At 61.0% G+C, this 19,956-nt stretch carries 22 protein-coding genes and 1 pseudogene; 10 read left to right on the top strand and 13 right to left on the bottom strand.

The features are described 5' to 3' along the window. Position 1: 1 nt before the first annotated feature. The 7 genes from ACO77H_RS10680 to ACO77H_RS10650 all read right to left on the bottom strand — a co-directional run bounded on the left by ACO77H_RS10680 (position 2) and on the right by ACO77H_RS10650 (position 6,294). On the bottom strand, positions 2–418 hold the full coding sequence (locus ACO77H_RS10680) for a DUF1850 domain-containing protein (protein ID WP_432755427.1): 417 nt from the start codon (positions 416–418) through the stop codon (positions 2–4). Beyond that, positions 415–2,442, bottom strand: coding sequence for a TRAP transporter permease (locus ACO77H_RS10675; RefSeq protein WP_432755426.1), 2,028 nt, complete (start codon positions 2,440–2,442; stop codon positions 415–417). Before ACO77H_RS10675 ends, ACO77H_RS10680 begins: the two co-directional genes overlap by 4 nt. An 88-nt stretch (positions 2,443–2,530) precedes the next feature. Next, complete coding sequence (locus ACO77H_RS10670) at positions 2,531–3,484, bottom strand: TAXI family TRAP transporter solute-binding subunit (RefSeq protein WP_432755425.1); 954 nt, start codon at positions 3,482–3,484, stop codon at positions 2,531–2,533. Between the two features lie 203 nt (positions 3,485–3,687). Next, positions 3,688–5,007 (bottom strand): sensor histidine kinase, encoded by a 1,320-nt coding sequence (locus ACO77H_RS10665; RefSeq protein WP_432755424.1) that lies wholly within the window; start codon positions 5,005–5,007, stop codon positions 3,688–3,690. Beyond that, on the bottom strand, positions 5,004–5,672 hold the full coding sequence (locus tag ACO77H_RS10660) for a response regulator transcription factor (protein WP_169957029.1): 669 nt from the start codon (positions 5,670–5,672) through the stop codon (positions 5,004–5,006). The genes ACO77H_RS10665 and ACO77H_RS10660 overlap by 4 nt, the downstream gene beginning before the upstream one ends. Continuing rightward, complete coding sequence (locus ACO77H_RS10655; RefSeq protein WP_169957028.1) at positions 5,672–5,986, bottom strand: PepSY domain-containing protein; 315 nt, start codon at positions 5,984–5,986, stop codon at positions 5,672–5,674. Before ACO77H_RS10655 ends, ACO77H_RS10660 begins: the two co-directional genes overlap by 1 nt. Then, positions 5,986–6,294 carry a PepSY domain-containing protein gene (locus ACO77H_RS10650; RefSeq protein WP_169957027.1) on the bottom strand — a complete coding sequence of 103 codons (309 nt, stop codon included), beginning with the start codon at positions 6,292–6,294 and terminating at the stop codon, positions 5,986–5,988. The genes ACO77H_RS10655 and ACO77H_RS10650 overlap by 1 nt, the downstream gene beginning before the upstream one ends. A gap of 159 nt (positions 6,295–6,453) precedes the next feature. On the opposite strand from ACO77H_RS10650, the gene ACO77H_RS10645 reads away from it, so the two are divergent. From ACO77H_RS10645 to ACO77H_RS10600, 10 genes and pseudogenes are all read left to right on the top strand, one after another. Beyond that, positions 6,454–7,533, top strand: a complete 1,080-nt coding sequence (locus ACO77H_RS10645; RefSeq protein WP_170043188.1) for a patatin-like phospholipase family protein — start codon at positions 6,454–6,456, stop codon at positions 7,531–7,533. A 91-nt stretch (positions 7,534–7,624) separates the two neighbouring features. After that, complete coding sequence (locus tag ACO77H_RS10640) at positions 7,625–8,206, top strand: hypothetical protein (protein ID WP_170043189.1); 582 nt, start codon at positions 7,625–7,627, stop codon at positions 8,204–8,206. Between the two features lie 3 nt (positions 8,207–8,209). Further along, the gene (locus tag ACO77H_RS10635) at positions 8,210–8,422 is read left to right on the top strand and encodes a helix-turn-helix domain-containing protein (protein WP_169957024.1); all 213 of its coding nucleotides are present in this window, start codon (positions 8,210–8,212) and stop codon (positions 8,420–8,422) included. 301 nt (positions 8,423–8,723) lie between these two features. Further along, a complete protein-coding gene (locus ACO77H_RS10630) occupies positions 8,724–9,119 on the top strand; it encodes a hypothetical protein (RefSeq protein WP_169957023.1) in 396 nt (131 codons plus the stop codon). Between the two features lie 140 nt (positions 9,120–9,259). Continuing rightward, the gene (gene queD / locus ACO77H_RS10625) at positions 9,260–9,616 is read left to right on the top strand and encodes a 6-carboxytetrahydropterin synthase QueD (RefSeq protein ID WP_003190259.1); all 357 of its coding nucleotides are present in this window, start codon (positions 9,260–9,262) and stop codon (positions 9,614–9,616) included. A gap of 73 nt (positions 9,617–9,689) precedes the next feature. Next, a pseudogene (locus tag ACO77H_RS10620) lies at positions 9,690–9,830 on the top strand (DNA mismatch repair protein MutT); the annotation flags it as partial. A 182-nt stretch (positions 9,831–10,012) separates the two neighbouring features. Next, positions 10,013–11,281, top strand: a complete 1,269-nt coding sequence (gene codB, locus ACO77H_RS10615; protein ID WP_432755423.1) for a cytosine permease — start codon at positions 10,013–10,015, stop codon at positions 11,279–11,281. 102 nt (positions 11,282–11,383) lie between these two features. Next, entirely contained in the window at positions 11,384–12,619 is a 1,236-nt protein-coding gene (codA, locus tag ACO77H_RS10610; RefSeq protein ID WP_432755422.1) for a cytosine deaminase, read from the top strand. 181 nt (positions 12,620–12,800) lie between these two features. Further along, on the top strand, positions 12,801–13,463 hold the full coding sequence (locus ACO77H_RS10605; protein ID WP_169957020.1) for a carboxymuconolactone decarboxylase family protein: 663 nt from the start codon (positions 12,801–12,803) through the stop codon (positions 13,461–13,463). A gap of 137 nt (positions 13,464–13,600) precedes the next feature. Beyond that, the gene (locus tag ACO77H_RS10600) at positions 13,601–14,752 is read left to right on the top strand and encodes an MFS transporter (RefSeq protein ID WP_170043192.1); all 1,152 of its coding nucleotides are present in this window, start codon (positions 13,601–13,603) and stop codon (positions 14,750–14,752) included. Positions 14,753–14,765: 13 nt separating this feature from the next. On the opposite strand, the gene ACO77H_RS10595 is transcribed toward ACO77H_RS10600, so the two are convergent. The 6 genes from ACO77H_RS10595 to ACO77H_RS10570 form a co-directional block, all read right to left on the bottom strand. Beyond that, positions 14,766–15,356, bottom strand: a complete 591-nt coding sequence (locus tag ACO77H_RS10595) for a type III secretion effector protein (protein WP_432755748.1) — start codon at positions 15,354–15,356, stop codon at positions 14,766–14,768. A 13-nt stretch (positions 15,357–15,369) separates the two neighbouring features. Then, positions 15,370–15,717, bottom strand: coding sequence for a hypothetical protein (locus ACO77H_RS10590; RefSeq protein ID WP_169957017.1), 348 nt, complete (start codon positions 15,715–15,717; stop codon positions 15,370–15,372). Continuing rightward, on the bottom strand, positions 15,707–15,844 hold the full coding sequence (locus tag ACO77H_RS10585; protein ID WP_170057895.1) for a hypothetical protein: 138 nt from the start codon (positions 15,842–15,844) through the stop codon (positions 15,707–15,709). Before ACO77H_RS10585 ends, ACO77H_RS10590 begins: the two co-directional genes overlap by 11 nt. 45 nt (positions 15,845–15,889) lie before the next feature. Continuing rightward, positions 15,890–16,237, bottom strand: coding sequence for a hypothetical protein (locus tag ACO77H_RS10580; RefSeq protein ID WP_169957016.1), 348 nt, complete (start codon positions 16,235–16,237; stop codon positions 15,890–15,892). Positions 16,238–16,461: 224 nt separating this feature from the next. Beyond that, positions 16,462–17,292: a hypothetical protein gene (locus ACO77H_RS10575; protein ID WP_262380943.1), complete on the bottom strand. Its 831-nt coding sequence runs from the start codon at positions 17,290–17,292 to the stop codon at positions 16,462–16,464. A 204-nt stretch (positions 17,293–17,496) separates the two neighbouring features. Next, the gene (locus ACO77H_RS10570) at positions 17,497–19,902 is read right to left on the bottom strand and encodes a TonB-dependent siderophore receptor (protein WP_432755421.1); all 2,406 of its coding nucleotides are present in this window, start codon (positions 19,900–19,902) and stop codon (positions 17,497–17,499) included. Positions 19,903–19,956 lie beyond the last annotated feature (54 nt).

Below are 19,956 nucleotides of genomic sequence, written 5' to 3'. Positions count from 1 at the left end.
CTTAAAATGCGCGGGGCCTGGCGCTGGATGCAATATCCAGCTCACACCCCCACAGCTCCAGCGCCGGTCGGCTCGCGTGTGGCGGGCCGAGCCAGGCACTCAGCCAGTGGCAGCGCTGGTTGAAGCACACTTGATAATCCCCGGCCTCGGGGGCTCGCCCCACACGCAACGGTTGCACAGGCGGTAACTGACGCCGGTAATGCCAACTGCCCTCGCGCAGTTCGGCGCCGTGCGGGATTTCCATGCCTGCCCCGGAACCCTTGACCCGCGCCTCGCCCAACAGCAACCCCTCGGGCGTTATGCGGTAGTCCTCCTCCCAGCGCACTTTCTCAACGGTATGGGTCCAGGCCAGGGTGAAGGCTGGCGTGGGGATTTGTGCCCAGACCGCGCCGGCCAACCCCAGGCACAGGCCGATCACGCAGTGGCCACCTGAGCTCGGCGAGCACGCCAGCAGTGCTGTGCGATCAACAGTACGGCCAGGGCGAAGCCGATTTCATCGCTTAACGGCGTCGCCAGAATCAGGCTGGCACCGGCGGCAAAGCCCAGCATGCGTTCCCACCCACTGAGCCGAGTCTGTAGGTAACCGGTGAACACCGCGCCCCAGATGCCAATGGCCAGCAGCGCCTTGGCCACCACATACAGTGTGGCCAGCAGACTGTCGCCCTGGAGCATCAACGCCGGCTCGTACACCGCCATGAACGGCACGACAAACCCGGCCACCGCGATGCGGATCGCCCACAGGCTGATGTTCAGGCCGCTTGCCCGGGCAATCGGCGCCGCCGCGAAACAGGCCAGCGCCACCGGTGGCGTGAGGTCCGCCATGATGCCGAAATAGAACACGAACATGTGCGACACAATCAGCGGCACCCCCAGGTCGAGCAAGGCCGGGGCGGCAATCGAACTGGTGATGATGTAGTTGGGAATGGTCGGGATGCCCATGCCCAGAACCAGGCAAGTGAGCATGGTGAGCAGCAGCGACAGGAACAGGCTGTCCTGGCCGATGGCAAGGATATAGCCGGCAAAGGTGGAGGCCACCCCGGTCAGCGACACCACGCCGATGATCACCCCCACCAGGGCGCAGGCGATGCCCACCGGCACGGCATGGCGCGCGCCTTCGACCAGCGCATGCAGGCAGAGGCCCAGGGTGTCGCGGCCGCCCTTGATAAACCAGCACACCGCCACCAGCAGCGCCACCACCCCGAACACCATGCCGATACCCAGCCGGAAGAACCCCGCGCAGAGCACGCCCAGGGCAATCCAGAAGGCCAAGCGCATGACCCTGGATGAAACACGCAGGATGATCGCCGAACCAAGAATCACGATGGACGTCAGTACCAGGCCGACCATGCCCGAGAACAACGGTGTGCGCCCGGAGAACAGCAGGTAGATCAGCACCAACAGCGGTATCAGCAAGTACCAGCGCTGTTTGACCGCCGCCCAGGGGTTTGGGCATTCGCTCTTGGGCAGGCCACACAGGTTGGAGCGCCGGGCTTCCAGGTGAACCATCCAGAACACCGAGCCGAAGTACAGCAAGGCCGGAATCAGCGCGGCCCTGGCCACTTCGAAGAACGGCACGTTGATCGTCTCGGCCATGATAAACGCCACTGCGCCCATGATCGGCGGCATGATCTGGCTGCCCATCGACGAGGTCGCTTCCACGCCGCCGGCAAACGCCGATTTGTAGCCAAAGCGCTTCATCAACGGGATGGTGAACTGGCCGGTAGTGACCACGTTGGCCACGCCCGAACCGGTGATGGTGCCCATCAGTGCCGACGACACCACCGAAACCTTGGCCGGGCCACCGAGCTTGTGGCCGAACAGGCCCATGGCGAAATCGGTGAACAGCTTGATCATCCCGGCCTGTTCAAGGAATGCGCCGAACAGGATGAACAGGAAGATGTAAGTGGCTGAAACATAGGTCGGCGTGCCATACAGCCCCTCGGTGCCAAAGGCCAGTTGGTTGACGATCTGGTCGATGGCGTAGCCACGGTGCATCAAGTCGCCCGGCAGGTACTGGCCGAACAGGCCGTAGGCCAGGAACAGTGCACAAATCAGTGGCAGGGCAATGCCCATCACCCGTCGCGCGGCTTCAAATACCAGCACGATCAGCAGCAGGCCGACGAGCATGTCACTGCCAGTCAGGTCGCCGGAGCGTTGAATCAGGTCGGCTTCGAAATACCACTGGTAGAACGCCGTGGCCATCCCGGCCAGCCCCAGCAGCCAGGCCAGCGGTTGCCAGGGCTGGGCCCTGCCCCGCGCCGGAAAACACAGAAACACCACCAGTAACAGGAAGCCCACGTGCACGGCCCGCAGAATCTGGCTGGAAACCGGGTGGAAGGCGGCGGTGATGATCTGGAAGGTGGAAAACAACAGCGCGACATAGAACAGGGCTCGGGGCCAATCCCTGGGATTGGCGGCGAGGCTTTGGTCTTGCTCACTCATGGAGGCACTCCCACATTACAACGTCGATAGGCCAATAAAACCTGGCGTACGGTGTACGCAGGCTTTACTGGCAGCCCTGGTACGTGGTCTACAGGGCGCCCACTTCCCTGTAGAAGCGCTCGGCGCCTGGATGCAGCGGGATCGGCAGGCCCTTGGCCGCGCCTTCGAGCTGGATATCCTTGGCGGCCGAATGGGCATTGCCCAGGTGATCGAGGTTGTCGAACATGAGTTTGGTCATCTGGTAGGCCACGTCATCGGGCACACCGTCATGGCTGACCAGGAGGTTGGTGATGGCCACTGTCGATACATCGCTGGCCTGACCGTCGTAGGTGCCCGCCGGGATCGTGCCGGCCTGGTAGGCCGCGTTGCCGATCTTGGCGATGACATCCGCAGGAATGGCAACGAAGGTGACCGGCAGGGTCGCCGCCAGGTCACGAATCGCCGCCATGCCCAGGCCCGAAGACTGCAGGGTGGCATCCAGCTGGCGGTTCTTGATCAACTCCACTGACTCGGCATAAGGCAGGAACTCGACCTTGGCCATGTCTTCGTAGCGCAGGCCAGCCGCCTTGAAGATTGCGCGGGCGTTGAGCTCGGTGCCGGACTTTGGCGCGCCGACGGAGATGCGCTTGTTTTTCAGGTCGGCCAGGGTGGTGATGCCGGACTCCTGGCTGGCAACGATCTGAATGTAGTTGGGATAGGTACCGGCAACCGCCCGCAGTTTTTGCAGCGGAGCCTTGAAGCCAGCGTCCTCTACGCCATTCCAGGCATCGGCTACCGAGTCACCGAGGGCAAAGGCCAGCTCGCCGCGACCGGCTTGCAGCAGGTTGAGGTTTTCCACGGAAGCCTTGGTGGCCTGCACCGAGGTCTTCGACCCTTCGATGCCGTTGCTGTAGAGCTGCGACAGGCCCACGCCAATCGGGTAATACACGCCGCTGGTGCCGCCAGTCAGCACGTTGATAAATGTGGGAGCGGCGAGTGCCGCCGTACTTGCGGCAAAGGCTGCGACAGCAGCAAACACGCACAAACGCTTGGTCATTCGCATGGGAGTCACCTTTTATCTTTCTTATTAGGTGCCGAGCAAGCGAGTGCCCGGCTGACAAGTGCTCTGACATATGCCATGGGTTGCGAGCGGGAAAACCCGCTCGACGTGGCCAGCCAGGCGGCTGTTATAAGCGAAATAGTCCCAGCCAGGCGTTACAGGAAAAGCCTTGTTGCAAATTCCTACAGATCGGAAGCAAGGTGCCATCAGACCTGGCGTCGGGGCAGCTCGATCAGCACCTTGAGGCCGCCCAGTTCACTCTCGCGCAACTGCAATGTGCCACCCCATACCTCGACGATATCGCGCACGATCCCCAGCCCCAGGCCGTGGCCATCGGTCTGTTCATCCAGGCGGGTGCCGCGGCTGAACACCTGGGTGCGCTGGGCCTCGGGAATCCCCGGCCCGTCATCCTCGACCCGCAACTGAAAACCGTGGGGCGCCTCGTCAATGCTCACCCGCACTTCGGCATCCGCCCATTTGCAGGCGTTGTCCAGCAGGTTGCCCAAGAGCTCCAGCAAGTCCTCGCGGTCCCACGGCAGTTGCAGGCCGGGGCGAACGTGGTAGCTCAGGTCCAGGTGCTCGCCGTGAATCATGTTCAGGGTCGCCAGCAGGCCCGGCAATTCGCTGTCGCAGTCGAACAACGCACCGGGCAGGGTTTCACCGGCAAGGCGCGCGCGATTGAGTTCGCGGTTGAGGCGTTGCTGCACCTGCTGTAATTGCTCGCGCAGCAGCTTGGCCAGTTGCGGCTGGTCCTTGAGCTGCTCGCTGGAGGCCACGCTCAACAGTACCGCCAGGGGGGTTTTCAGGGCATGCCCGAGGTTGCCCAGGGCATTGCGCGAGCGCTTGAGGCTGTCTTCGGTGTGGGCCAGCAGGTGGTTGATCTGCGCCACCAGCGGCTCCAGCTCCACTGGCACCTGGGTGTCCAGTTGTGAGCGTTGGCCTTGTTGCAGTTGCGCAATCTGTTCACGCGCGGTTTCCAGCGGGCGCAAGGCCCGGCGCACGGTGACCCGTTGCAGGATCAGGATCAGCAGCAACGCCGCCAGCCCGAGGACCAGGCCGACCTGGCGCATCAGGCGGAAACTTTCCCGCACGGGCGTGTAGTCCTGGGCCACGCTGATGGAAATCGACTGGCCGAAACGCTTGTAGTCCGAACGCAGCACCAACAGTTGCTGGCCTTCCGGGCCCAACTGCAGGTTGCCCTGCAGGCCGGCCTGGGGCAGTTGCGGCAGTTCCTGGTCCCAGAGTGAGCGCGAGCGCCAGTGGTGGTCGCTGAAGTCGATACGGAAATAGTGCCCGGAAAACGGCCGCTGATAGGCCGGTGACAAGCGCTGCTCATCCAGTTGCACGCCGCCAGGGCCGCGCACCAAGGCCACCAGCAGGTTTTCGCTGTCATTGCGCAAACCCGACTCCAGGTAGCGCTGCAAACCCATTTCAAACAGCCACAGGCTGGTTTGTGCCAGCACCAGGCCGACGATCACCATCACGCTGATCAGCCCCAGGCTCAACCGCCGCTGGATCGACCTCACGCGGGGCTGGCGCCAAAGCGATAACCCTGGCCGCGCCGGGTTTCAATCACGCTGCGTCCCAGCTTACGCCGCAGATGGTTGACGTGGACCTCGAGGACATTGGAGTCGCGCTCGGTCTCACCGTCATACAAATGCTCGGCCAGGTGGCTTTTGGAAAGGATCTGTTCGGGATGCAGCATGAAGTAACGCAACAGGCGAAACTCGGCAGCGGTCAGTTGCACCTCGGCACCGTCGCGCATCACGCACTGGCGGCCTTCATCCAGATGCAAGCCTGCCGCCTGCAAGGTCGGCTGGTTGGCCTGGCCATGGGAGCGGCGCAACAACGCCTGGATGCGCAGGTACAGCTCTTGGGGGTGGAACGGCTTGCTCAGGTAATCGTCGGCCCCGGCCTTGAGCCCTTCGATGCGCTCGGCCCAGGAGTCGCGGGCGGTGAGGATCAACACCGGCGTCGCCAGGGCGGCGGCGCGCCATTGGCTCAACACCTCAAGCCCAGGCAGCCCAGGCAGGCCCAGGTCAAGGATGATCAGGTCATAGGGCTCGCTGCGCCCCTGATACACCGCGTCACGCCCGTCCGCCAGCCAATCCACGGCATAACCCTGGGCTTTGAGCCCGGCCAGCAGTTCATCAGCCAACGGTACGTGGTCTTCCACCAGAAGCAGGCGCATCAGTCATCTTCCTCGTCTTTAAGCAGTGCGCCAGTGGTCGCGTCCAGTTTGATTTCCCGGACCACGCCATCGGTGGTCACCAGTTCCACTTCATAGACATAGCTGCCGTGTTTGCTCTCAAGCTCGGCCTCCAGCAACCGGGAGCCGGGATGCCGCGCCATGGCCTGCTGCAACAGTTGTTCAAGGGACAGGATCACCCCCTGCTGGCGCAGTTCCAGGGCTTCATCCTGGTTGAGGTCCCGGGCAGCCACCACCGAGCAAAAGGCCAGGAGCACCAGCGCCAATCGACTGCCGGTGCGTAGATTTACCTTCATTACGTATCCTGATGATCCTTGAGGACTTGCCCGGTGACAGCGTCCAATTCCACATCCCACTCGACGCCTTGGGCATCGCGCAGGTCAACCTGGTAAATATATTTGCCGTATTCCTGCTCCAGTTCGGTTTCATGCACGGTGCCACCTGGATGTTTGGCCAGGGCGGCGGCATTGAGCTTCTCGAAGGACTGGATGGTACCAGCGTCACGCAATTTCAGCGCTTCATCCGGCCCCAGGTCCCGCGCCTGGGCCAGGCCGGTGGTCAGGGCGATGATACTGGCGGCGACAATTGCTGTGAGGTTTTTCATGACAAGTCTCCATTTCACAATGTTTTACCTACGGCCCCCACAGTACGACGCGCAACTTAACTGAAACTGAATTGCCACTATGGCAATTGTCCCACAACACCTTGCCAGCCCCCTGGGGAAATTTCCTATACTGCCCTGCTCGCCTGCACAGAGATCGGTATGACGGCCATCCACATCAAGTTCCCAGCCCTGACGCTCAAGGCTGGCCAGCGCGCCTTTACACGCATTCGCGAGCACGGCCTCAAACCTCAAGACGTGGGGATTCTGCCCGGCGCGGCCGGGGGCCCCAAGGCCTTGGGCATTCAGGGCCTGGACCTGGCGTTGTTCGGTGACTGGCTGGCACGCGCGCCCCGCGAGCGCGCGCTGATTGGCGCATCGATCGGCTCCTGGCGCTTTGCCAGTGCCTGCCTGCCCGACCCGGTACAAGGCTTGCTCGACCTCGGTCGCCTGTACAACGAGCAACGTTTTGCCAAGGGCGTGACCATGGCCGAGGTCAGCCAGAGCTGCCAGCGCATGCTCGATGACTTGCTGGCCGGGCGCGATGCAACGCTGCTGGATAACCCGCACTATCGCCTGAATATCGTGGTGGTCAAAAGCCATGGCCTGCTCGCCGATGACCACCGTGGGCGCTTGGGCCTGGGCCTGTCCTCGGTGATCGCCGACAATCTGCGCGGCCGTGCGCGACTGTCGCGGCACTTTGAGCGGCTGATCATCCACGACCCGCGCCAGGCCCCGCCGCTGCACCCACTCAAGGATTTCCCGTCGCGCTTCCTCGACCTGGAACTGGGCAACCTGCGCCAGGCCTTGCTGGCGTCCGGCTCGATCCCCATGGTGATGCAAGGCGTGCGCGACTTGCCGGGCGCCGGTGCCGGCACCTATCGCGATGGCGGCCTGCTGGACTACCACCTCGACCTGCCCTACCACGGTGATGACATTGTGCTATACCCGCACTTCACCGACAGAGTCATCCCCGGCTGGTTCGACAAGAGCCTGCCGTGGCGGCGCAGCAGTCCGCAGGGTTTGCGCGATGTATTGCTGGTGGCCCCTTCACGGGACTACCTGGCCCGCCTGCCCTACGGCAAATTGCCGGATCGCAGCGACTTCAAGCGCTTTATGGGGGACGACACCCGGCGCAATCAGTACTGGCAAACCGCGATGAATGAGAGCCAGCGGCTGGGCGATGAATTCCTTGAACTGGCCGATAGCGGTCGATTGGGTGAGCGTTTGATTGCACTCTAAGCATCGGCCACTGTTTTTTTTCGCAAAAAATTATTGTAATTCGATAATTATTCATGGATTATTCTTCCATCAACCCCGTATGGATCAACCCATGAGCAATCACCTGCATACCGTCTCCACCAACACCCGGCTGCGGTCCATAGGCGCGTTTGCCGCACTGTTGGCGTGGTCGGTCGCGCTGATCGAATTCGGCGCGCCGATTTTGTACTGGATCTTCGACTATCCCACCGCCCTGGCAGAGTATCTCAATGCCTACGGCGAGCAGATGCCTTCGCTGTTAGCCCCTGGCTACCAACCGGCCCCCTGGATCATGGGCCTGGTCCTGGCCCTGGAAATGCTGCCGATCAGCCTTACAGTGCTGGCGCTGGTGCTGACCGGGATCTTTTTCATGCGCCTTTCCAAGGGGCACATCTGGACCGAGGCCAATATCAAGATCCTATGGTGGATGGGCCTCCTATTCATTGCTACCCCGCTGCTGGCACCGGTTGTTTCCACCCTGCAAGGCTTGGCCCTGGCGATTGAAATGCCGCCTGGCGAGCGCACATTCAGCCTCAGTGTGGGTGTATCATCCGCAGCCATCTATGCAATCATACAAGGCATCTTTCTGTGCGCATTCTCATTGATAGTGGCCGAATCAAAAGTTATCGACGATGAAAATAAAAGCATCATCTAACCCATGACAATCATTATTCGATTGGACGTCATGATGGCGAAGAAAAAGATTCGCTCCAACCAACTGGCAGATGCCATTGGGATTACCGAAGCCAATCTGTCGCTATTGAAAAATGGAAAGATCAAAGGCTTCAAACTCGAAACCCTGAACAAGCTGTGTATCGCCCTGGATTGCCAGCCAGGCGACTTGCTGGAGTTCGAGAGCGAAGACGCCTAGCTCTGGAATGGGCTGCCTGGCTTGCGGGCAACCCTGTAAGATACTGATCAATTTAACGCGGACCTCCCCCCTATGACACCCATAAAGTTCCTGGGCCTCTTCACTATCGCCCTGATTACTGGCTGTAGTAACAGCAGTTACGACCCTTCCTCGTTCAAGTTTTATGAACCAGGCACGCAGTTCGGCAACCGCTACGGTTCATCTTTCTGGTTGAATACTCCCTGCCCTAAACGTGGTTGCGATAACAACAAGTTGTTCTTCAATCCAGCCCATCAAGAAACAACTTTGGAAAGATACAACCATGCATTCTAATCGCAAAAAACTGTATAGCCTTGGCATGTTCCTGCTTCTGGCGGCCGGCCACGCAAACGCGCAGGACTTGCCCAATCTCTCGCTTCTCACTCGCTATGGCGTCACCGAAGACCAGTTGCCGGCAGCCCCCACCGACCTGGCACTGAACACCGAGCCGACGAAAAGCCGCTTTGAAATCCAGCCCGAACGGCCATTGATCCGGGTGGAGAAAAACGGCGACCTGGTGTCCGAAACCACCGGCAATATCAGCATTGATAATGCAGCCGCCCAAGGCCAGGTGCAGTGTGCTCGTGCGCACGCAGAACTGGAGCGCCGCGGGTCGCAGAGCTCATTGGCCTGCGGGGATGGGGTCAAGGTCAGTACTACGCTATGGTCCCAGGAATAACCGTGCTTTACACACCACGCCAGGTCGCCCGATAAACAGGTTAGAATACGCGCCACGTCGGTCGCCTGGGCCCATCAAGCGCTCACCCGACCCTGACAATCGCACACCGCCCTAGAAACTCCTGCCTTACAGGTCATACCGTGGAAATTTTCAAAGAGTTCACCTTCGAGTCCGCCCACCGCTTGCCTCACGTCCCCGAAGGCCATAAATGCGGGCGCCTGCATGGTCACTCCTTCAAGGTGGCCATCCACCTGAGCGGCGACCTCGACCCGCATACCGGCTGGATCCGTGATTTCTCGGAGATCAAGGCGATTTTCAAGCCGCTCTATGAGCGCCTCGACCACAACTACCTCAACGACATACCCGGCCTGGAAAACCCTACCAGCGAAGTGCTGGCCAAGTGGATCTGGAATGAGTTGAAGCCGTTGTTGCCGGAACTCAGCGCTATTCGCATCCATGAGACCTGCACCAGTGGCTGTATTTATCGCGGTGAGTAATTCGCTGCTGTGCTCGGTGGCAACAGCGATTAAAACCAGGCCTTGAAGTACACCAAGCAAGCCCACCATGGCATCAGGCTTTGAAACCACCGACGTTGGTTTCTTCAGACTCGACGACCTGCCACCGCTATCACGCGGGCGCACCATCGAGAGTGATCTTGCAGCAGCCTTCGCCTTTCACCGCGGCGAAATCAGCCAGACCCTGTTTGACTGACACCCTGGCACGGTGATCCAACTTGTATCACCGCTGCACCGCTTTTGTGCCTGGCTGGGCCTAACCAACAAGCAATCCCAGCCTCCTGCCCTTCCCCGCGCCCGAATACTGTGCAACCTGCACAGCCCCCACTTGGCACGGGCGCTGCAACAAGCCCTGGGTCACTCACAGGGGAACGGCACATGACGCAGAACGAACCGGGCAACGATTACCCTCTCAGCGAAGTGCCCATGCATGCACGCAAGGGCCTTGGCTCCACGGCCATGGTGTTGCTGGGCTTCACTTTTTTTACCGCAACCATGTTTGCTGGCGGCAAGCTGGGGGTGGCCTTCAGTTTTACCCAGATGCTCGGTGTCGTGGCCCTGGGTAACCTGCTATTGGGTATCTACGCCGCAGGCCTGGGTTATATCGCCTTCAAGAGCGGCTTGAACTCGGTGCTGATGGGGCGTTTCTGCTTTGGCGAAGTGGGTAGCAAATTAAGTGACCTGATCCTGGGGTTCACCCAGATTGGCTGGTACGCCTGGGGTACCGCCACGGCGGCCGTGGTACTGGGCAAATATTTCGAATTGGGCCAGGGCAGCGTACTGGCACTGATGGTGCTGTTCGGCCTGGTGTTCTGCGCCACGGCCTACGTGGGCTACCGGGGGCTGGAAATCCTTTCCTACATTGCCGTCCCGGCCATGGGCCTGCTGCTGTTGCTGTCGATGTGGGTGGCCACCGTAAAAGTCGGCGGGCTGCAAGGTTTGCTCACGGTGGTGCCCAGCGCGGAGCTGGATCTGTCTACGGCCATTACCCTGGTGTTCGGCACCTTTGTCAGCGGTGCTACCCAGGCCACCAACTGGACGCGCTTTTCCCGCTCGGCCAAGGTCGCGGTACTGGCCAGCCTGATCGGCTTTTTTGTCGGCAACGGCCTGATGGTGCTGATCGGTGCCTACGGCGCCATCGTCTATCAGCAACCGGATGTGGTGGAAGTATTGCTGCTGCAAGGTTTCGCCATGGCGGCGATGGCCATGCTGCTGCTCAATATCTGGAGCACCCAGGACAACACCATCTACAATTTCGCCGTCGCCGGCTGCAACCTGCTGCGCACCAAACGCCGCAAGACCGTAACCCTGGTCGGCGCCGTGATCGGCACCCTGCTCGCCTTGCTGGGCATGTACGACATGCTGGTGCCCTACCTGATTTTATTGGGCACAGTGATACCACCGATTGGCGGGGTGATCATGGCCGACTTCTTCTATCGCTATCGCGGTCACTATCCACGGCTGGCAGACGTGCGCTTGCCGGCCTTCAATTGGCCGGGGCTGATTGCCTATGCGGTGGGTACGGTGCTGGCGTTCAGCTCGCCATGGGTCGCGCCCCTGGTGGGGATTATCGCGGCAGCCGCTACCTACATTGCACTCACTGCCGCCCTACGGGTGCGCGTACCATTGGCTGACATCCAGGCATGAGCCTGAGAGCCCCGACACTCCAATGACCGTCGGACATCGGCGTCGCGCTGATGATCTGGCGGCTGTCTGCCTGATTGCTGTTTGCCCAAGAGGAACTTGCCCATGCATATCATCAACGCCCGCCTGCGCAACCGTGAAGGCCTGCATGATCTGCACCTGGAACATGGCCGGATCGCCAGCATTACCCCACAAACCGTCACGCCGCCCCTGGGGCCGGACGACCTGGATGCCGCTGGCAACCTGGTAGTGCCACCGTTTGTCGAGCCGCATATCCACCTCGACGCCACCCTCACTGCCGGCGAGCCGCGCTGGAACATGAGCGGCACGCTGTTCGAAGGGATCGAGTGCTGGGGCGAGCGCAAGGCCACCATCACCCAGGCCGACACCAAGACCCGTGCCAAGCAGACCATCCAGGCCCTGGCAGCCCATGGTATCCAGCATGTGCGCACCCACGTCGACGTCACCGATCCGGACCTGACGGCGCTCAAGGCCATGCTCGAAGTGCGCCAGGAGAGTGGCCACCTGATCGACCTGCAGATCGTGGCGTTTCCCCAGGAAGGCATCGAGTCCTACCGCAATGGCCGCGAACTGATGGAAGAAGCCATTCGCCTGGGCGCCGATGTGGTGGGCGGCATTCCCCATTTTGAGTACACCCGCGACCAAGGGGTCAGCTCGGTCAAATTCCTCATGGACCTGGCCGAACGTACGGGCTGCCTGGTGGACGTGCATTGCGATGAAACCGACGACCCGCATTCGCGCTTTCTCGAAGTGCTGGCCGAAGAAGCGCGCAGCCGCGACATGGGTAGCCGGGTCACGGCCAGCCACACCACGGCCATGGGCTCCTACGACAATGCCTACTGCGCCAAGCTGTTTCGTCTGCTGGGGCATTCTGGCATCAGCTTTGTGTCCTGCCCCACCGAAAGCATTCACTTGCAGGGCCGCTTCGACAACTTCCCGAAACGCCGGGGCGTGACCCGGGTCAACGAGCTGTTGGAAGCCGGCATGAACGTGTGCTTCGGCCAGGACTCCATCGTCGATCCGTGGTACCCACTGGGCAACGGCAATATCCTGCGAGTGCTCGAAGCCGGGCTGCATATCTGCCATATGCTCGGCTACAGCAACCTGCAAAAAGCCCTGGACCTCGTCACTGACAACAGTGCCCAAGCCATGGCCCTGGGCGACCGCTACGGCCTGGAACCCGGGCGGCCGGCCAACCTGCTGATCCTGTCGGCAAACAGCGACTATGAAGTGATTCGCAGCCAGGGCCTGGCGCTGTATTCGATCCGTAATGGCAACGTGCTGATCAAGCGCCAGCCTGCGCAGGTGGAGTTCATGTAGGTCAGCCCCATTCGCACGCTATCGCCGACACCGCACACCACCTGCACCATTGGTGTGCATGACCCTGGCAAAAACAGCCACTCGCCCTACACTCCTAGTTCCCCTGGATGGACGTTTTCATCAGGCCGAAGTCCGTGCGCAGTCGAGCAAACGCCGTCCTCATTTTCTCGGAGGATGCACCATGAAGACCCTTGCCCCGCAAAGTCCCGTTGAAACGCTTTACCGCGAAGGCCGCAAAACGTTCATTGAGCTGGTACCTGATGGCGGCGCACGCCTGGATGCGTTGTTCCATACCGCACCGGCCCTGGGCGAATTGGCGGTCGGCGTGGTGTATGGCTATCTGCATGATCGCCCGGGCCTCGATCCGCGCCTGCAGGAAGCGGCGATTTTTGCCGCGATCGTCGCCGCCGGCATGGTCGGCCCACCGTTGAGCGTGCACTTCAAGACCAGCCTGGCCCAAGGCTTGGCGCCTGGGGAGTTGACCGAACTGCTGCTGGTCGCCTCGGCCTTTACCGGCTTCCCGCGCGCCGTCGCCACCGCCGATCAACTCAACCTGCTGTTCGCCGGGGCCAACCTGCCCTCGCCACCACCACCGACACCCCGCGCCGTGGCGCTAGCGTTTTGCGACAGTGTGCGCCGCGGCCACCCCTCATTCCCGGTGGACGCCCAGGCTCGCAAGCTGCTGCGCAAACCCCATAAGCTATCGCTGCAAGCCACGGCTGCGGACCGAGTAATGGTAGAGAGCTACATCGGCCAGGAAACGACGCCCCGTGGCACGGTCGTGGTGCGCGTCGACGGCGCCGACGTCGTGCAAGTCAGGGCGTATCTGCCGGCAACCACCTGACCCGAAGGCCAGCAGTATCCGCTGCTGCTGCAGGAAAGTTCGCGATCGCCAAGGGAACCTGGCTCGCTCCACAGGGCCTGATGTGCAAGGATGTCGCGCCGGACATCGTTCGCTGAACGCAAAAACCAAGGACTTTCATGACTGCCATTCCCACCCCTGCGCCCGTGGTTCCCGGGCGCCTGGAACAAATGTCGACCCGTATCGCGTTTTTTATTGCCGGCTTCGGCATTGCCGCCTGGGCGCCTCTGGTGCCCTATGCCAAGGCCCGCGCAAATCTCAACGAAGGCACCCTGGGCCTATTGCTGTTGTGCCTGGGGGTGGGCTCGATCATTGCGATGCCGGTGGCCGGCGCGCTGGCTTCACGCTATGGCTGCCGGCGCGTACTCAGCGCCGGCACGCTCCTGCTCTGCGTGGCCTTGCCGATGCTGGCCACCGTCAGCTCGATACCCTTGCTGATGGCAGGATTGTTTCTGTTTGGTGCGGGCCTGGGCACGGTGGACTCCACCGTCAACCTGCAGGCGGTGATCGTCGAACGGGCCAGTGGCAAAACCATGATGTCGGGCTTCCACGGGTTGTTCAGCCTGGGAGGGATTGTCGGGGCGGCGGGGGTCAGCGCGTTGCTGGGCTTGGGGCTGTCACCGCTGTCGGCCACCCTGGTGGTCATCGTGATTACCCTGGCCGCCCTGCTCAAGGCGGCCCCGCACTTGCTGCCCTACGGCAGCGAAAGCTCCGGCCCCGCCTTCGCCATCCCCCACGGGGTAGTGCTGTTTATCGGCTGCCTGTGTTTTATCGTGTTCCTGGCAGAAGGTGCCGTGCTCGACTGGAGCGCGGTGTTCCTCAGTGACGAACGCGGCCTCGACGAAGCCTATGCGGGCCTGGGTTATGCGGCATTTGCCCTGACCATGACCATCGGACGCCTGACCGGCGATGCCATTGTGCGTCGCCTGGGGGCCAAACGGGTGATCGTGATCGGCGGCTTGCTGGCCACTGCCGGCATGCTCCTGGCTACCCTGCTCCCAGCCTGGGAAACCGCACTGCTGGGCTATGCCCTGGTAGGCGCCGGCTGTTCCAATATCGTCCCGGTGTTGTACACCGCAGTCGGCAAGCAAACCGTCATGCCGGAGCATATTGCAGTGCCCGCCATTACCACCTTGGGGTATGCCGGTATTCTCGCCGGCCCCGCGCTGATCGGCTTTATCGCCCATGGCAGCAGCTTGAGCGTGGCCTTTGTGTTGATCGCCGCGCTCCTGCTGGGGGTGGCGATCAGCGGGAAAATCCTGCGGGTGTAACGCGCTCAAGACCCTACAGGGCCTTGTTGTTTTCCAGCCAGCCATCAAGGTCCTTGTTGCTCAACCAGCCCTTCTGGTAATGGCTGCCGTAAAGGCGTCGCCAGCCAGAATGGATGCGTTCCAGCGAGTTCAAGAGCCTGGGGCGGTCCACCAGGTTTTTTGACATGTACACCAGTTGTTCGCTGTACATTTTTTTCGCTAACCCCGTGACGGGGTCCCGGATAACGGCGCCTTCCTGGTCCGTTTCGTCCGGGTCCTTGCTGATTGAAACAAGCCGCTCGATCTGCACGTAGCCGACGCTCTCGAAAAAGCCCGTGCGATCCCGGGACCTGTCACGCAGTTCATCAAATGCCGCCCTGAACGCCTGCACCAGTTCGACGTTGGTCTTGGCGTGAAAGGGATCCGAACTGAAGGCATTCGGGTCGCTGTTGCCAAACACTCCCTGTACCGCTTTGGACAGGCTTTGCCGCGTAATCAAGCCCTCCTCGTCGAGGATCGCGTCGATCAGTCGCGGGCGCTGGAGCAGGGCCTTGGCCAGCAGAATGGCGTTATTGAGCGCTGGTGTGTCCGTCATTTTTTCACCCGCGATCCGTCGCAACGCCACCAGTTTCAAGCCTTCAGTTTTCATGAAAATTTTCCAGCACGGAAAAATGATCACCCAAGGCCTTCACCAACTGGCTATCCGGCAATTGGGTATAGGGGTTCATATGGGAGGTACGCGCCGAAGGCGTGTTTCTGAGTTCCTGATGATGCAGAGTGACTTCGTCAGGCGTGGCCCACCGCAAGGGGCGCCGGAAACCCGAAGATCGAATCGTGCTGGGCAGAGGCTGATTGTCAACCTGCCACCCACGCGGCGTGCTCTCGATTGAAGCAGCATGAGCTTTCTGTTGTGCGTCATCCGGTATCGCATCATGGCGGCTCGTAACATCAGGCCGCAGGAGAGGTACCCCACCGTCAATTGCCATGTTTCATATCCACCTTTTCTAGATCCATACTCAGACCGGCTATCACCACCGTCACTACAAGGGTGGTTTCCAAAAAGCGCAAAGTATGTGGCCAAGCACCGGCAATGGTTCCGGGGCGGTCGATCATTTTCGATGACTACATGTAAACAACGGAGGGGGCCTGGGCGCGGCTTCAGTCAGGTTTTTGGGGCGGCAATGCCACGGATTTCGAAACACCCAGCATGGCCTTTATTGCATTGATCAACCCCACCGTGGTACCCGCCGTTGTCGACACATCAGAGCCTGGCGTCGCGGTGGCTCGGTGAGCAAGCATGCCTTTGGCGAAGTCATCCGCCGCCGGGGCCTTGAATGTGTACTGTGCGGAAAAACCCTTCGCTCGCTGAACCTCGGCACCTCCCTCGCCAGCCACGCCCTGGTGCTGAGCATCGAAACGTTGGCACTGCGCGCGGGTTTCGCAAGGTGGTGCAAGAAGGGATTGTGGCAAGCCAGGAGTTTGAGTTCCAAACGACGTAGAAGTCATGTCAACACCCTCTCTTTGAGTGAAACCGTCGGCGTCATAAAGGCCGTCAGTTACAAGCTATGTGGCAGACCGCTGAAAACAGTTCCTGTTCATTGAAGTGGCAGGCGATGAGCGGACGCTGGCACTTTCAGCCAGCCCTGCCATCGTTAATGGCCGAACCGGGAAACACGGCGTAATACTCGCGGCCCATCCCGGTTCTATGCTTGCGCTGCAATACCCGCGGCTTAACGGGACAACTTCTTCAAGGCTTGTCTGCTGATCCTGCCGTCATAATCGGGGCTGGCCGTATTGTCCATTTGTTGGCGCAGGTTCGAGCGGTTATTGACCTCCCTGGCCAGTTGGGTGAGTTGGTCCCGGTACGGGTCACCCGTCAGCGGGCGCTGGGCCTTGGCATCGAGATCGGCGAACTTGATGTCTTTGTTCCAGAAATTTCCTTTCAACTGATTGAAGTTATTCAGCATGTCCTTGGCCAGCTGTGCGTCGTCCTTGAACTTCAACGGGTTGTCCGAGCGTATGACGTCATAAATGTTTTGTCGGGTGAGTTGGGCATCCAGCGCCCCCGTACGACCGTCACGGTCTAGCGCCTTGAGCAGGTCCGGACGTTTCAGGATCTCCCTGGCCAGCCGGGTGTCCTGATCCTTGCTCGAGTAGCCGGTCAGGGGCATCTGTGCCTTGTCTTTCAGACCTTGGGGCGTGATGTAGGACGGGTTGCTCGGATCCTTGAACGACTGGAAGTTATCCAGCAGTTGCTGGGCCAACTGATCATGGCTGCGTTTTGAGTAGATAGGATCGGGCTTCTGCGCAACAGGCCTTGGCGGCGGCCCCCCATAGGACGCAGGCGCAGCCCCCCGAGCTGCATCGCCCTGTGCCATCGGCTGCGGTGCTGCGAACACCGGCCCCGACTGACTCTGCGGCCCGCTGAAACTGGGCCCCTTGGAGGCTGCCCCGGCGGCCGGCGCCGCAGCGCCCGAGGTGCTGGCCTTTGCCTCAGCCCCTTGAGGTGTGGCGTCATTCGGTAGTTTGACGACAGGCTGATTGAATGCAGTTACCGACATAATGTTCTCCAGTGCGGCTTGTTGACACAGTTCACCTCACGGTCCCAGGCACCCAGACAATGGGTGCCCGCACACGATGAGCTGAAGGTGTGTGGCAGGCCTACGGAGTTCGGTTCCGCAAAGTGCAGAAAATCACAAAATAAAGGTAGGAAACGCGTCCCTACGACCCTTCGCTTTCGTCAGAAGGATCGTAGGAAGCACGCGTCAGAACCCCACGCTCGCCTGCACAAAGAACGTACGGGGCTCACCCAGGTAGATCCCGGAGTTGTTATCGCTGGACCGGGTGTAGTGCTGCTGGTCGAACACGTTTTTCACCCCCACGCCCAGCTTCAGGTTCGACAGTTGCGCGCCAAAGTCATAGCCACTGCGCACGTTGACCGACACATACCCGGGGATATCACCGTACTGGCCGTCCGCAGTCGGCTGGGTGATATAGGTGCTGGTGGTACCTGGCGCCCGCTGCCCGGACTGGGCATACGCATCCAGGTTATGGGTCCAGCGGTTGACCGCATAACGCAGGCCCAGGGTTGCCACTTGCCGCGAGTACAACGGCAGGTCACGACCCTTGAAGGCCACATCACCTTCGGAGGTCGCCTTGGTGTAGGTAAAGCCGGCATTTGCGCTCAGGCCATCCAGGCGCGGGTCAAGGTTGGCCAGGTCGTAGCGGGCAGAGGCTTCGATACCCGCATGCTTGGTGGCGCCCAGGTTGGTCCAGCCCACGTCATTGCTGACGTACTGCAATTCGTCAGAGAAGTCGATGTAGAACAACGTCACTTCGCCGCCCCACACATTGTCGTTGTAGCGGGTGCCGACCTCGTAGGTCTTGGCTTTTTCCGGTTGCAGGCCATTGGCCGTCTGGTCGCCATTACCGCCCTGGCCCAGCTGGAAATACTGCAGGCTGCCGAAGGACGTTTCGTAGTTGGCGAACAGTTTCCAGGCGTCGGAGACGTGGTACATCACGCTCAGTGCCGGCAGCGGTTCGTTGTTCTTGATCTCGCGGCGCTTCTCCTGGACGGGAGTGCCATTGAGTGCCAGCACCGGGCGGTCATGCCATTGGGTGCGGATGCTTTCAAAGCGGATACCGGGGGTAATCGTCCATTTGCCCACATCGATCTTGTCATCGATATAGAACGCGTTGGCTTCGGTGCCACCGGTGCGGTCCTGGTACACATGGCCATCACTCTGCGGCCCCGGCGTAGGGACGTTATTGGTCAGGTTCAGGCGTGTGGCCTGTTCGTGCATGCCTTCTTTCAAGTAGCGGTAGCCCACGCTGACTTCCTGGCTGGTGGGCCCCAGGTCAAAGACATGGGACACCTGTGGCTCGATACCGAAGGTGTAGTAGGTACGCGGATAGGAACCGATAGTAGCCAGGTCACGGTTGGCGATGTTGCTGCCACGGAAGCTGTCGGAATAGTAAGTCAGCACTTGCGCCTGGGTACGGTCGTCGATCTGGCGGATGTACTTGAACGAAACATCCTTGCGCCGGCCGCTGAAGTTGTCCCAGTCGCGCACCGACTGGTAAGGGTTGGCGTCGAACTGCTTCTGGGTCAGGCCGCCGGGCATGTCGGCAGTGGCGTCGTAGTAATGGAAGTTGAGGGTGAAATCGTCCTGATCGGTCGGCGCCCAGTGGGTCTTGAGGATCACATCGTCGATGTCGTTCCCATTGTTGCTATCGCGATAACCGTTGCCATTGACCCCGGAATACAGGAGCGCCATGCCAATGCCATTGTCTGCGGTGCCACCGATGAAGGCGTTGTCGACATGTTTCCAGCCACCGTGGGAAGAGGTTTGCAGGGTGGTGCCGACCTCACCGGAAAAGGTCTCGGGGATCGCCCGGGTCACGAAGTTGATCACGCCGCCGACGTTCTGCGGTCCATAACGCACGGAGCCGGCGCCGCGTACCACGTCGATGCTCTCCAGGTTGCCGGCGGAAATCGGTGCCATCGACAACTGGGGCTGGCCATAGGGCGCGAACGCCGCAGGAATACCGTCGATCAGGACCGTGGAGCGTGGCGACAGGCGCGACGTCAGGCCACGTACACCGACGTTGAGGGAAATATCGCTACCGCCGGTGCCGTTGGACTCCTGCACCTGCACCCCGGGAACCCGGCGCAACACGTCGCCGACATTCATCGCGCCCTGCTCCACCATGGCTTCACGCCGGATCACCGTACGCGCGCCGGGATGGTTCTGCACCACTTCGGCATTGGCATCGCCCAGCCAATCGCCCACGACCTTGATCGAGGTCGCGCCAAGCTCCAGGGGCGAGCCCGCTTCACCAGTGCCCGTGGAGGCCGGATGCAATGTCACCGAGCCCGAATCGATCTGGTACTCCAGGCCGCTGCCTTGCAGCAACTGGCGCAAGGCCTGTTCCGGCGACAGGCTGCCATCGACGGCCGGGGCTTGTTTGCCTGCCACCATCTGCGGGCTGAAAAACACTTGCAGCGACGTTTGCTGGCCCAATTGGCTCAGCGCCGCGCCCAAAGGCTGGGCCTTGATATGGATGGCATCGTCGGCATAGGCCGCAGGCAGTGCGGCATTGATCGCCAATGCCAGGGCCAGGGGCGCCCAGCGCCAGGTTTTATTGTTGTTCGCAGCGAGTTTTTTCACGTCGTAATCCCAGGAAAGCGCGGCTGTTAATGCAAACCAGTTGCAGTTGGACAA

Origin of the sequence: Pseudomonas sp. WMBT8, assembly GCF_050916005.1 — a bacterium.
In the GTDB taxonomy this organism is placed as follows: domain Bacteria; phylum Pseudomonadota; class Gammaproteobacteria; order Pseudomonadales; family Pseudomonadaceae; genus Aquipseudomonas.
This window is presented reverse-complemented; position numbering and strand designations above follow the sequence as displayed.